The organism is Crateriforma conspicua, assembly GCF_007752935.1.
Taxonomy (GTDB): domain Bacteria; phylum Planctomycetota; class Planctomycetia; order Pirellulales; family Pirellulaceae; genus Crateriforma; species Crateriforma conspicua.
Window position 1 is genome coordinate 55127 of sequence record NZ_CP036319.1, and the last position, 14326, is coordinate 69452.

Genomic DNA, 14326 nt, shown 5'->3' on the forward strand with positions numbered 1-14326 from the left:
TCGACTTGCTTGAGCTCTCAAGTTGATGGTTCGGGATCGCAGTCGTCGGGGCTGTAATCAAGTTCGGGATCGGTCAATTGTGCCCAACCCAGGAAGGCGACCTCGTCGGTATTGGCCCAGTGGCATTGGTCACCGAATAACGGTTCATGACAGATCGGACACTTGGGGTTTTCGGCATCGGTGTATTGATGTGGACCGGACGTATCGGGTTCCAGCCAGATCGCTTCGCATTCATCACAGACGACCAAACCATGGGGGGCGGTGGCTTCACCGATCTCCGGTGCGACGATTTGTTTCTGGTTGTCAGCTGAATCGCTCAGCATCGTTTTCTGCAATTCGTGGCTGGGCAATCCACAGATACGGACGCCACACAGGCCGCCACCACAGATCGGGCATTTGCTGATGGAATGGAAAGGTGTCATGGCTTGGACCGGGTTCGACCTTGGACTGGGTGCGAAAACGTGTGGTGTTCGGGCGATCGTTGGGGACCGCCATCATTTGGGATAGGCCGTGATGACGCGTTGGTCTTCCAACACCAGTTGGACGCGGCGGGCCATTGGATTCCGTCGGCGGTTGCCGTCACGTCCGCCGACATATCCGACGCGGCGCCCCATATCGACGGTGTGGATGGTTCGTCTGCCGTCTTGTTGTGTGGTTGTGCGCTGGCCTGACTTGGCACGCACGTAGGCTGCATCAATCGTTTCCAAGGTGCCCTGCATTCCGCCATCAAAAACGCCGTGACTGCCGGGACGTCCCGGTTGGTCGGACGCGTGTCGTTCGACGTGCTTCAATCGATGGCCTTCGGCACTGCCGGGGCCATAAATCAGTCCTGCGGGCGACATGTACCGCTGGCCGCCCAAATCCTTCAACAGGCCATATTTCAGCCCCACAGCATCGTCGGCCCCGGCGGTGGGCGGTGTCGTGGTGGTCGACTGGGATGACGAGTATTCCGACGCTGTGCCGGCCGCATCGTCACGTTCGTTCCGAATTTCCGCGGTTGCTGGGGAATCGGATCCGGCGGGTTGAACCACCTGAGCTGTGCGATCGCCGGGCGAATTCTTTCGCAAATCGGGCAGTTTCCAGCCGAACCGCTCGTTGGCCATCGGTGCCAAGAACGTGTAAAGAGCCGCCAGCACGGCGATGGCGATTCCCGCCGCCGATTTGCCTGCCTTGGGGCGACGATGGGCTGACGCTCCGGGTCGTGCGGGTTTTTGCGGCTCTGCGGGCACTTCAGGATCCATAAAAACGACTCATTCCGTTGGAAGGTGGGGCTCGATAACCGTCCAGAGCTTTCCACGTTGCAAGGCTAATGTAGCCTATGAAACGACCGTGCCCGGCACGACCGCGTTGCCGCCGCAGGCCCAAAAACCGTGCAAGTTTTCCACAACAGTTCGGGCGATGAAAAATCGTCGCGGAGGTTGATCCGACACAATCAGAACGCGTCCGTGCGGTGGGTCGACCGCAAACATTGCCTGAAGCATTGGCGGGCATCGGCTTTGCAGCTGTGAAGATTGCGTGCCGAAACCGAAACGTGTGGGTAAAAATTTTACGGTTCGCCAGTTAGAATCTGAGCGTCCGCGAACACATCGAACCCCGGGGAACCGCTGGGATGCCGTCATCCGAATTCACGAACTGCCCGACACTGCCGGAACTGATCCGGCGTCGAGCCGAGCGAACCGGTGATCGAACGGCATTGGTTTTTGTGTCCGACGATGATGAACGGTTCGAATGGACCTATGGCGATTTGTGGCGTCGCGCCCTGGAGACGGCAGCCCGCCTGCCGGAGCCAAATTCAGGCGCTTTGTCCGATGCGTCGGCGTCGTCAGATTCAGCAAACCGGATTTCATCGCAGGGCCAACCCGATCGCGCGCTCTTGTTGTTCCCGCCGGGTTTGGAATTCATGGCGGGCTTTTTGGGGGCCCAGCTGGCCGGCTTCATTCCGGTTCCGACGGCGTATCCCAAGCCGAATCGGCAGATGCCACGACTGGACTCCGCTGCCGATGACTGTCGTCCTACCGTGTTGATCGGTGATGCCGCATCGTTGGCTGGTTTGGACGACAATCGTCTGGCCCCATCGGCACGTTCCATTGCTCGGGTCGCCACCGATGAAAACGTGGCGTCCAACCACGGCATCGCGTCGGCCGACGCGCCCGCGTTTAACCCACAGCACTTGCCCGGCGCCGACACCGTCGCGTTCTTGCAATACACCAGCGGCAGCACCAGTGAACCCAAGGGCGTCTTGGTACGACATCGCAATTTGATCGCCAACTTGGAATCGATCCGGCGTGGGTTTCAAATCGATTGGCAGGACGATGACGTGCAGCGGCCCGACCGTGGTGTGTTCTGGTTGCCGTTCTTCCACGACATGGGTTTGATCGGCGGCATTTTGGAACCGTTGTACGTCGGCGGGACTGCGGTCCTGATGAGCCCGCGAGCCTTCCTGCGGCGTCCGATCCGTTGGTTGGAATTGATCAGCGAAGAAAAGGCACGCATCAGCGGTGCCCCCAATTTTGCGTTTCAGTTAGCCGTCGATCGTGTCACGCCCGAACAAGCGGACAACTTGGATTTGTCAAATTGGAAGACCGCGTTTTGCGGCGCCGAACCGATCGCGCCCCGGACGTTGTCCGACTTTGCCAATCGATTCGAACCGTGCGGCTTTTCCCGCGACGCTTTCTATCCCTGTTATGGATTGGCCGAAGCGACCTTGTTGGCCGCCGGCGGCGACGGGCCTTCCGAACCGAAAACGGTAACCGTGCACCGTGGATCGCTGGGGCAAGGCAAAGCGGTGGTGGATCCCAAGGGCCGCGGCCGAGAATTCGTTAAGTTGGTTGCCTGTGGTTCGGCCGCCTATCAAACCGAATTAGTGATCGTCGATCCAGAATCGCGCCAGCCTGTCGAATCGCAAGTGGTCGGTGAAATCTGGATCCGTGGCGAAGGTGTCACCGACGGCTACTGGAATCGCGACGAAGAAAACGAGACCCAATTCCGTGCGTCGTTGGCCCAAGACGATGGCCGCCGTTTTTGCCGTACCGGGGATCTCGGCTTTGAATTCGAGGGAAATCTGTTCATCACCGGACGCCGCAAGGACGTGGTCGTACTGCGGGGGCGGAACCACTATCCCCAGGACATCGAAGCCACCGTACGCGAGCTTTTTGCGGGCGAATCGATCCAGACCGCCGCGTTTGCCGTGGATGCCCACCGGGGCGAAGCGTTGATTGTGGTGGTCGAATTGCCCCGCCGTGACGCCAATGTGGACCACGCCGGAACGGTCCGGCGGATTCGACGGGCGATCGTCGAAGCCCATGAAATTGACCCAACGGAGGTCTTGCTGGTTCGTGCCGCGACGGTACCGTTAACCAGTAGTGGGAAAGTCCAGCGTCTGCGTTGTCGCCAACAGTTTCTTGACGGCGACATCAAAACGAAACACCACTACCGGCGCGCCTTTGCCGGTGAACAGTCCGTGATGTTGCCCGATCTGCCGGCTTCGCCCGACGGTTCGGACCGCAACACGGTCATTCAAGCCATCGAGGCTTGGCTGGTCGAATGGTTGACGGTTCGCGCCGGTGTGCGACCCGACGACATCGAACTGGACAAGCCCTTTGCCGAATACGGATTGGATTCGATGACCGCTGTGGAAATGAGCGGTGAGATCGAAGATTGGTCCGGGATCGAGTTGACCCCGGTGCTTGCCCTAAACCATCCGACCGTTTCAAGACTGAGCGTGTATCTGGCCGACCAATGGTTGGGCGATTCCCGCACGAGTGCGAGTGCCGAGGACGGTTCGGCACCCCAAGCCTTGAACGGCCACGCCGACGATCTGTCCCAGCCGACGGTCGAAGAACTCGATCCCGCAGAATTGGAAGGGCTGCTTGACGAGATCGAAGGCCTATCCGAAGACCAAGTCAATCATGCCCTCGCAGATAAACGACGAACCTGAATCCGGTGCACCGCCGGCCGACGATCTTAACAAGCGACTATCGAATCTTTCTCCCGCGCAACGCGAACTGCTGGCCCGCCGCCTTCGTGAAAAGGCCCAGTCTTCATCCGCCAACGGTTCCAATCATTCCAATGGTCATGGAGCCGCGGATCCATCGGTTGACGCGCATCGTTCGACGTCCGCGGCGCCGCTTCACGATGACCTGATCGCGATCGTCGGTATCGGTTGCCGGTTGCCGGGTGCGCCCAATCCCGATGCCTATTGGCAGTTGATCGAATCGGGCAATCGCGCCATCCGCGAAATCGGCAGCGATCGATGGGATCAGCGTCAGTTCTTCGACGCCACCGGTCGTTCTCCCGGGAAGATGTCGGTCGACAAGTTGGCTTTGATCGACAGCGTCAGCGACTTTGATCCGGAATTTTTCGGCATCTCACCCCGCGAAGCGTCTCGAATGGATCCCCAACAGCGTTTGTTGTTGGAAGTGGTTTGGGAAACGTTCGAAGACGCCGGCGTGACCATCGATGCATTGCGTGGCAGCCGCACGGGGGTGTACGTCGGCATTGGTGGAACGGACTATTCAAAGGTTCCTTCACGATACCCGGACTACTTTGAACACATTGATGCGCACCTGGGCACCGGGAACGCGCTCAGCATCGCCGCGGGACGGATCTCGTATCTGTTTGATCTACGCGGGCCTTCCTTCATCGTGGACACGGCTTGTTCATCGGCCTTGGTCGCGATTCATCAAGCGGTCGTCTCGTTGCGCCGCCACGAAAGCGACGCGGCCATCGCCGGCGGTGTGAATTTGATCCTGACGCCGGAAACCACCATCGCTTTCAGCAAAGCGCGGATGCTTAGCCCCGATGGTGATTGCCGCCCCTTCGATGATGATGCCAACGGTTATGTGCGTGGCGAAGGCTGCGGCATGGTGCTGATGAAACGGTACACCGATGCGCTTCGCGACGGCGATCAGGTGTGCGGGGTGATTCGTGGTTCGGCGATCAACCAAGATGGTCGAACCAGCGGCATCACCGCCCCCAGCAGCGAAGCGCAGGTCCGATGCATTCGCGAGGCCATGGCGGGTGCCAAAGTCACGCCGGACCATGTCAGCTATGTCGAAGCCCATGGCACGGGAACACCTTTGGGTGACCCGATTGAAATGACGGCGTTGCAACAAGTCTTTGGCGGCCGCACCCAAGATCTGTCGCCCGTCCGTGTCGGCAGCGTCAAAGGCAACATCGGCCACACCGAAACGGTCAGCGGGGTCGCGGGACTGTTGAAGGTCTTGCAGATGTTCCGCCATCAACGGATTCCTCGACAAGCGGGATTCGGTCGGCTGAATCGCAACATCCGTTTGGAAGACAACCGGCTGAAAATCGCGGATCAGTCCCACGATTGGATGTGCGGCGATGTGGGAACCCGGATCGCGGGGGTCAGCAGTTTCGGTTTCGGCGGAACCAACGCGCACTTGATCGTCCAGGAAGCTCCCAATCCGCACACCGGTGAAAACGGCACCGCCGTGGCCAACGGCCACGTCAACGGATCCACGATTGCTCCGGTGCAACGCAATGGTTCATCGGCCGCGTCCAATGGCGAAATCAAGTCCGACGCTGCCAGCCAATTGGTCGTGTTGTCAGCCAAAGATGATGGTCCATTGCAGGACTTGGCCGTCCAATACGCCGATCGCTGTGACGAATTTGATGCGGCCCAATTACGGGACTTTGCCGCCACGACGACACTGCACCGTTCGTCGCTGACCCGGCGGTTGGCGGTGGTTGGAAATAGCGGACCGGACATCGCCAAGTCGCTGCGTGATTTCGCGGCGCAGGAACCGGCTCGTTCCTTAGCGAAGGCCCGCTACGGGCGACCGCCGCAGGGACGACGTCCAAAGCTGGCGATGGTTTTCACCGGCCAGGGTTCGCAATATGTCGGCATGGGGCAAACGCTGGCGAAGCAGTATGAGCCGTTCCGACGATCGATCGATGCGTCATCGCAATGGGTGGACCCTCATTTGCCGTACCCGCTATGGGACGTTTTGCGGGGTGATGCCGGCGACATCGATCATACGTCGCTGGCGCAGCCGGCGATCTGCGCGATCCAATGTGCGTTGGTGGATGTCCTGCGGGACCGTGGCTTGACCCCCGACGTCGTGGCCGGTCACAGCATCGGTGAAATCGCGGCGTTTTACAGTGTCGGCGCGATCGATCAACGACAAGCCATGTTGTTGGCGACCTATCGCGGCAAATGGATGGGCGATCTGCCCGCCGGCGGAACGATGGCTGCGTTGCTGGCGCCCGTCGAACAAGTCCAACAGTGGATCAAGCAATCCGGCAGCTCCGCCGTGATCGCCGCGATGAACGGAGTCAACGCGACGGTGATCGCTGGGACCAACGATGCGGTCGCCGAACTGGGACGCGTCGCCAAGGATTCATCCGTCGCCGTTTATCCGCTGGATGTGTCGCACGCGTTTCATTCACCTCTGATGCGGCCCGCGAAGCAGCCGTTGGAAAACGAGTTGCGCAGACTGTTGGATCCGATACAAATTCCAAGAAACATCCGATTCGCTTCGTCGCTGACGGGTGACTGGTTGGAAGGCTCGATCGACGTTGATTATTGGATCGAACATCTGGTGTCACCCGTTCGGTTCACCGATGTGATGAATCGCTTAGCGGAAGTCACCAACGACTTGGTGATCGAGGTGGGCCCCCGACCGCAATTGATCGGCATGTTGCGGCGTCATCAATCGACACGGACCGATCCGAATCACGGCCAAGCCGAAACGCCGGAACTGGTTTCCGTCTTGGATTCCGGCACCCCCGATCGTGAAAGTTGGTTGAAGACGCTGGGACAAGCTTGGACTTGCGGCTTCGATGTCGATTGGAAAGCGGAGTGGAACGGGAAATCGTTTCGACGGGTCGCCCTGCCACTGTATCCGTTTGCAAGATCGCGGTACTGGTACGATCCGCCCGCAAAGCGTGGTGCCGCGGTCGGTGGTTCTCAAGTCCATCCGATCTTGGGTTCGCAGCAAACTCTGGCCATCGGCGGGACTCTTTTCGCCAACACGATTCGCGACCGATTGCCGGCTTTCCTGGCCGATCACATTGTCAGCGGCAGCGTCACCGTGCCAGGTGCCGCGTGGTTGGAATCGATCCTCGCGGCGGCACGTCAGTGTTTCCCGGATCAGCCAATCGCGTTGGAGTCTTTCGAAATTCAGCGACCGGTGTTCATGCAACCGGAACGCGCCGTGGACGTGCAGGTCCATGTCGCACCGCTGGCGGCCAATCGATCCAAAGTTCAAATTTCCACTGCCGAACACGACGACGAAACCAAAGTCGACTGGGCGACCTGCGCCAGCGCTACGGTCCGGGTCGGCCCCACCGCGGTGACCTACGGCGATATGTCCGCGGCCGAGCGATCGACGCCGGAATCCTTAGACGAAATTCCCGTCGATCAGTTCTATCAGTCGGCCGAACGCGCCGGTTTGAAGTACGAACCGCTGTTCCAAGTGTTACGAAAGATCCGTGTCGGTCAGGGCATCGCCATCGGTGAACTTGCGGTCGACGCGACATTGGAATCGGACGTCGACAATTACCGATGGCATCCGGTGTTGCTGGACGGGGCGTTGCAACTGATCGGTGCGGCCATCCATGGTTCCCGGCGATCCGGCGAAAGATCGGACGTCGCCGCATTTCTGCCGCACAGCATCGGGTCCGTTCACTTGGGACCGTCGACCCGTCAAATCGCGAAGGCCAAAGCGGTATTGAAGTCTTGCGATCATGACGCGATCGCGGATGTCGTGTTGCGCGACGATCAAGGCGACGTCGTGGGGACGCTGGTTGACGTGACCCTGCGTCGGTTGCAACGTGACCGTCGTACCAATACCGAGGATCCATCACGCTGGATCTATCAAACCCAGTGGTCGCTGGCCGCCGAACCGGATGCCGATTTCGACGGCAATTTGCCCTCGTTCGTTTGGCCCGTTTCGGGACAAGACCAAGTCCAACCGGAGGGACACGAATGGCTGTGGGTCCAACCGTCATCCAAATGCTTTGGCTCCGGTGCAATCAGCGGTAATTGTGATTTGGCTGCGCGAGTCGCCGATCAAACAACCGCTGTATTGGACTTCATTCAGGCGGCGTTGAAACACAGCCCGCCGCCACGAGTGTCGGTGATCACACAAGCCGCATTCAATGTTGCGGATTCGACGGTCGACGTGGATCCGGTTGCATCTGCCGTCGCGGGATTGATCCGTTCGGCGACCAACGAGTGCCCCGGGCTGCGAATCCGTCACTTGGATGTCGACGTTCGCGATGATTCGACCGCTGCGATGGTTCGTCATTGGCTGGCATCGGACGATACGGTGGAAACGGAATCTGCGATTCGCGACGGCCAGTGGTGGATCCCACGACTGAACCATGTACCCCATGCACTGCTTTCGCGCCCGGAGGGATCCGAGTTGGCGTTGCCTGACCGTGGCGAATACCGGATCCGGCTGGACGGGACACATCGCATCGAAGGTCTGTGGGCCCAGCGGATGCCCCAAGAGATCCCGATCGATGACGAGGTCCGTGTTCGTTGTCGTGCCGTCGGTTTGAACTTCAGCGACGTCTTGAAATCGATGGACCTTTATCCGGGCGTGACCGATCAAGTGGTTCCGTTGGGAATTGAAGTTTGTGGCATCGTCGAATCAGTGGGGCCCGCTGTCCAAGACATGCACCCGGGCATGCGTGTGATGGGTGTGGTTCCCCATGGTTTCGCCTCGGCGGATCGCACGACTGAGTCGTTGTTGACTCGTGTCCCGGACGGCCTGAGTGATGAAGAAGCGGCGGGTGTTCCGATCGTTTTCCTAACCGCCCATCATGCGCTGCTTAATGTCGGCCGATTGACGGCAGGCGAAAAGGTATTGATCCATGCCGGTGCCGGTGGCGTGGGATTGGCTGCGATTCAGGTCGCCCAGGCTGTCGGTGCCGACGTGTACTGCACGGCCGGTAGCGAGCATAAACGACAGTTGTTGGCTCAGTTGGGAGTCCCTGAAGACCAGATCTTCGACAGTCGTGATCTTGGATCGATCGAACAGATTCGCCGGCACAGCGACGGGATCGATGTCGTCTTGAATTCACTTCCGGGCGAATGGATTGATGCGTCGATCGGCTTGCTCAGGGCACATGGCCGGTTCTTAGAAATCGGCAAGATCGACATTTACAAGAATCGGCCGTTGGGTCTGTTGCCGTTCCAAGACAACCTGACCTACAGCGCGATTGATCTGGATCGTTTGCTGCGAAATCGACCGACCGAAGTCCGGGAACTGTACCGTCAGGTCGTCGATGGTTTTGAAACTGGTCGCTATCGTCCGTTGCCGATCACGCGTTTTCGTTTGGACGAATTACCGGCTGCGATGCGTTACATGGCCGCGCGCCGCAACATCGGAAAGATCGTGGTCGCGCCGACGTTGCATCGAGATGATTTGGCACGACATTCGGGATCTCATCTGATTTCCGGCGGCAGCGGCGCGATTGCCACCACCGTCGCACGACGTCTGATTCAACGAGGGGCGAAACGCGTCGATTTGGTGGCGCGTCGGCCGTTGCCTGAACGGGTGCAAGCTTTGGCCCAGTGGGCCAGGCAATGGGATGCGACCGTTGTCTATCACCAAGCAGATGTGACCGACGTCGATTCGATGCGAACCTTGGTGGATCAGATCACACAGTCGACGGGTCAGTTGCGAGGCGTGATTCATGCGGCGGGCGTTCTGGATGACCGTTTGATCGGTTCGATCGATCATGATTCGCTGTCCGACGTGTTGTGTCCGAAGACCAACGGTACCGTCGCGTTGCATCAAGCGACTCGTTCCCATGACCTGGACTATTTCACGTTATTGGGCAGCGTTGCCAGCGTCTTTGGTTCGCCCGCTCAATCGAACTATGCGGCGGCCAATGCGTTCTTGGAAGGCTTCGCTGCGGCACGTCGTGGCGCCGGTTTACCCGCCAATGTCGTCCACTGGGGACCCTGGGATTCGGCCAACGGGGGCATGACTGACGACGCGGCGACGCAGAAGAATATTGCTGCGTTAGGAATGCGGCCCTTGCCGGTGGAAGTCGCCAGCGACGTCTTGATCGATGCCGCAACCGCACCGGCGGCGCCCGAAACGTTGACCGTGGTGGACGTTGATTGGCGAAAGATGATGGCGGCCGGATTCGCCGACCCCGGACCGTCGCGTCTGCGTGGGTTGACCGGTTCGGTATCGAATGACGTTTCCGATTCCGGTTCGGTCGACACTGAATTTTTGGCCGTCTTGGACCAAGCCAAGGTGGACAGCCGGCTCGGTTTGACGCTGACCTACTTGTCCAACCAGCTTGCAATGATTTTGGGGATGTCGGCGGATTCAATCGACCGGACCGAACCGCTTGCGGCACTGGGGCTGGATTCGCTGATGGCGATCGAATTGAAGAACAATATCGAAGCAAGACTGGACGTTCAGTTACCCATCAGTCGGTTTGTCGAAAACCCCTCACTAAGCACTTTGGCCGAAGCCGTGCTGGATGCCCGTGATGGAAAGTGACCGGCCGACCAAGATGACGGTCGTCCGGACGTGCGACAGTTGGTGCGAATGTGTTGATTCAAGGTGAACGAATTTTGCCTTGACGGATTTTTGTGGCCGACCGGTTCCCGCAAGACTTGCCGATCGGTGACGGAGGACCATTCGGCTTGGGGTCTTGATAACCTAGGGGCCGAAGTATCCGGAATCACCTGACGATCCATCGGGTGAATCACCGACCGACGTCTCTTTTCTTGATGGATGATTCATGCCACTGAAAGAACTGCCGGAATTAACCCTCTCGCAATCAGCGATGAGTGTTTTGGAGGCCGCCGAAGCTGAAAACCGCCTGTCCCTGGTCGGCTCCGTTGCCGAATTAGTCGAAGCTGCGGCGCCGGTCGACCAGCGAGACGCCGCCGGATATTACACCGTCGGGTATGACATTCCCGGCAAAGGCTTCATACCCGAAGCCAAGGTGTGCGAAGTCAAAAATGGCATCGCGGCCAACTATTTGGATCCCTACATGCGACGCCGGGATCCGAACTGCATGGTCATCGGTGACAACCGCGAAACCGACAAGCCGCGCTACGAAGACCGATTCGGCGAAGCGTTTGATGGGCTTCGGCAGGAAACGTTCGAATGGCTGAAGACCCAGCCCTTGTCATGTTTCTTTTTCGAAACCGGCAGCAAAGACGATCCCATTCGCGCTGTTGCGATCTGTCCGACCAACGCGGCCTTCTTTGCACTCGGCTTGGCCATGCTGCAAGGCATCGTGCCGTTGGAAAAGGTCCGCAAGGCGGGCAGTGAGTATTTCCACAAAGCCATTCTGTACATCGCGCCGCCGTTCCGGCACACGCATTTCGAAGGCAAGCAAGTGGTTGTCCACAATCGTCGCTTTGACGATATGGGCAGCGATGGAAACACGACGACGCTTCACGAACTGTTTTCGTACAACTTGTATCCCGGACCGTCCGCCAAGAAGGGCGTCTATGGGATGTTGTTGACCGCGGGCGAACGTGACGAACAACCTTGGACCACCGCACACTGCAGCACAGTCCAGGTCATCACGCCGTATGACAACACCACGACGATCATGCACGAAGGTGCGTCCGGCGGTGGTAAGTCGGAAATGCTGGAACAAATGCACCGCGAATCTGACGGTCGTTTGAAATTGGCCACCAACCTGATCACCGGTGATGAACGGTTCCTGACGATCCCGCGTGCGTGTGAATTGCATCCGGTTACCGATGACATGGCACTGTGTCACCCGGATCTGAAAGGCCCCGACGAACGGACACGCAAGGTGACCTTGGTGGACGCCGAAGCCGCTTGGTTCATTCGCGTCAACCACATCACTCGGTACGGGACCGATCCGCACTTGGAAGCGTTGACTACGCATCCCCCGGGACCAATCCTGCACTTGAACATCGATACCGTTCCCGGTTCGACGGCACTGATTTGGGAACACATCCAAGACGAACCGGGCGTTCCCTGTCCCAACCCTCGGGTCGTGATGCCGCGGGAATACTATCCCAACATCGTCGACGCACCGGTGACCGTGGATATTCGATCCTTCGGCGTGCGATGCCCACCATGCACCATCGAAAAGCCAACCTACGGCATCATGGGTCTATTCCATGTCTTGCCGCCCGCCCTGGCTTGGTTGTGGCGGTTGGTGGCACCTCGCGGCCATGGCAACCCGTCGATCGTCGACACCGGCGGCATGCAGTCCGAAGGCGTGGGATCGTATTGGCCGTTCGCGACCGGACGTCGTGTCGACCAAGCCAACATCCTGTTGGATCAAATCACCGATACCACCGACACCATGTTCGTGCTGATTCCCAACCAACACATCGGTTGCTGGGATGTCGGATTCGCTCCGCAGTGGACCGTCCGTGAATACTTGGCAAGACGTGGTTCGTCCAAGTTCCGCGATAGCGAATTGGTCGAAGCCCGATGCCCGTTGCTCGGTCGCCATCGTCACACGATGCAGGTCGAAGGCCAAATCATCGGTACTTGGTTTTTTGACGTTTCGAAGCAACCCGAAGTGGGCGAAACCGCATATGACGCGGGTGCCGAGATTTTGTTCGACTTCTTCAAGACGCAATTGGCAAAATTCGATTCGCCCGATTTGTCGGCCAACGGACGGAAGATCATTGATGCCTGTTTGCAGGGCGCCAGCGTGTCCGATTACGACGACATGATCAAAGTCTGATAAAAAAATGCGGCCTTCAAACAAAGGCCGCATCACGGTTTCCATCGAATCCTCGCCGAGGACCCGTTAGGTGTTCTTGGCGAGGATTATTCGTATTTCCACTTCATGATCCACGGATCGTCGTACTGTTTTTGCAACTGTTTCAGTTTGCCCTGATACCGTTCCAAGACGTCGGCATGTCCGGGGCTGTCAGCCAGGTTGTTTGATTCGTTCGGGTCGTCTGCGATGTCGAACAATTCAAATTCAGGTCGCTGAACATACTGTCCGACGGTTCGCGTCCCATACGGGGCATCGGGGCCTTTTGCCCATTGAGCCTGCCAACTGCTTGCCGCCCAAAGATCGGACGCAAAGGGATACGGTAACGGGTGTGCGATGTTCCAGATCAGCTTGTATTTCGCATCGCGGATGACACGCATCGGATAGTACATCTGAATCTCATGAAACGTGTGCGAGGCAAAGATCTGTTCGTGGTGGGCGTCGTCTGGATGGGCCAGGCAATGCATCCATGATCGGCCGTGATAATGGTCAAATGGTTTTCCACCGTCGCGGTTCTCTTGCTCTGCTTCGCCGCGTTCTTTCCAGAACTTTTTGACGTTGATGATGTCTTTCGGGCAGTTGTTTTCCGTATCCAGGCCTCCGGCGAAATCCAGCAAGGTTGGTGTGATATCGATGTGGCTGATCATCGCATCCGATTCAATGCCGCGACGGGATTGATAGGGATCACGAACGACCATGGGAACTCGCAGGCCGCCCTCGTACACCGTTGTCTTTCCGCCGGCGAATGCCATCCCATGGTCACTGGTGAAAACGATCATGGTCTTGTCGTACAGGTCGGCGTCCCGAAGGATTTGAACCAGACGCGCCAATCCTTGGTCAATGCGTGCACAGGACTGGTAATACTGTGCAAGTTCACTGCGGGTTTCCGGTGTATCGGGAAGAAAACTGGGAATCACGACGTCGGCCGGATCAAAGAAGACCTCTTCGACCCCTTCGTGTGCCCCACGCTTCGGCTTGTTTCCGAAAAGATTGGGTTTCAGATCCAACGGAGATGATCGATCAACCCCACCACCGCGGTGAGGATCCGAGGTTGCAAAGTACAGAAAGAAGGGCCGGTCGTCGGACGAGTCGGTGATGAAATCCGCGCTGGCTTCGGCCATCGACACCGCGTTTCGGCCGTTGCCCTGGATCACCGTTTCATAGTGATAGACCGCTTCGGGCGCGACGTGGTATTTGCCGATTCGGGCGGTACGATAACCCGCACGCTGCATCACTCGTGGCAACGCCAGCGCGGCGACGTCGTGAAAGGACGCAAACTTGTGGTAATGGTGTTGGTGACCGAACTGGCCGTTGCGATGATTGTGCAGACCGCTCATCACCACACTGCGACTGGCGCTGCAGGATGCCGTGGTGGCATAGGCATTGCGAAAGACCACCCCGTCGGCCGCGATCGCATCGATCGCGGGCGTCACAGCAACGGGATCGCCATAGCATCCCAGCGTCGGGCTTTCATCATCGGTGATCACAAAGATCACGTTTCGTTCGGCAGCGTCGGCAACCGTGGCTGGCCCGAGATGGGCAACCAAACAGGTCATGGCGACTAGAATGAATCTGCGTCGGGTATTCACGGGACGTTCGTCTG

At 58.5% G+C, this 14326-nt stretch carries 6 protein-coding genes; 3 read left to right on the plus strand and 3 right to left on the minus strand.

The window, feature by feature from the left end:
- Positions 1 to 17 precede the first annotated feature (17 nt).
- Both Mal65_RS00195 and Mal65_RS00200 read right to left on the minus strand, forming a co-directional pair.
- A complete protein-coding gene (locus Mal65_RS00195) occupies positions 18 to 422 on the minus strand; it encodes a hypothetical protein (protein ID WP_145292555.1) in 405 nt (134 codons plus the stop codon).
- 72 nt (positions 423 to 494) lie between these two features.
- The gene (locus Mal65_RS00200; protein WP_196784461.1) at positions 495 to 1241 is read right to left on the minus strand and encodes a hypothetical protein; all 747 of its coding nucleotides are present in this window, start codon (positions 1239 to 1241) and stop codon (positions 495 to 497) included.
- A 368-nt stretch (positions 1242 to 1609) separates the two neighbouring features.
- Between Mal65_RS00200 and Mal65_RS00205 the strand changes: the two genes are divergently transcribed.
- The 3 genes from Mal65_RS00205 (at position 1610) to Mal65_RS00215 (ending at position 12687) form a co-directional block, all read left to right on the plus strand.
- On the plus strand, positions 1610 to 3937 hold the full coding sequence (locus tag Mal65_RS00205) for an AMP-binding protein (RefSeq protein ID WP_145292559.1): 2328 nt from the start codon (positions 1610 to 1612) through the stop codon (positions 3935 to 3937).
- Positions 3909 to 10496: a type I polyketide synthase gene (locus Mal65_RS00210; RefSeq protein ID WP_145292561.1), complete on the plus strand. Its 6588-nt coding sequence runs from the start codon at positions 3909 to 3911 to the stop codon at positions 10494 to 10496. Before Mal65_RS00205 ends, Mal65_RS00210 begins: the two co-directional genes overlap by 29 nt.
- Before the next feature lie 244 nt (positions 10497 to 10740).
- Entirely contained in the window at positions 10741 to 12687 is a 1947-nt protein-coding gene (locus Mal65_RS00215; protein WP_145292563.1) for a DUF4914 family protein, read from the plus strand.
- Positions 12688 to 12773: 86 nt separating this feature from the next.
- On the opposite strand, the gene Mal65_RS00220 is transcribed toward Mal65_RS00215, so the two are convergent.
- The gene (locus Mal65_RS00220; RefSeq protein WP_145304504.1) at positions 12774 to 14279 is read right to left on the minus strand and encodes a sulfatase family protein; all 1506 of its coding nucleotides are present in this window, start codon (positions 14277 to 14279) and stop codon (positions 12774 to 12776) included.
- Positions 14280 to 14326: the final 47 nt, after the last annotated feature.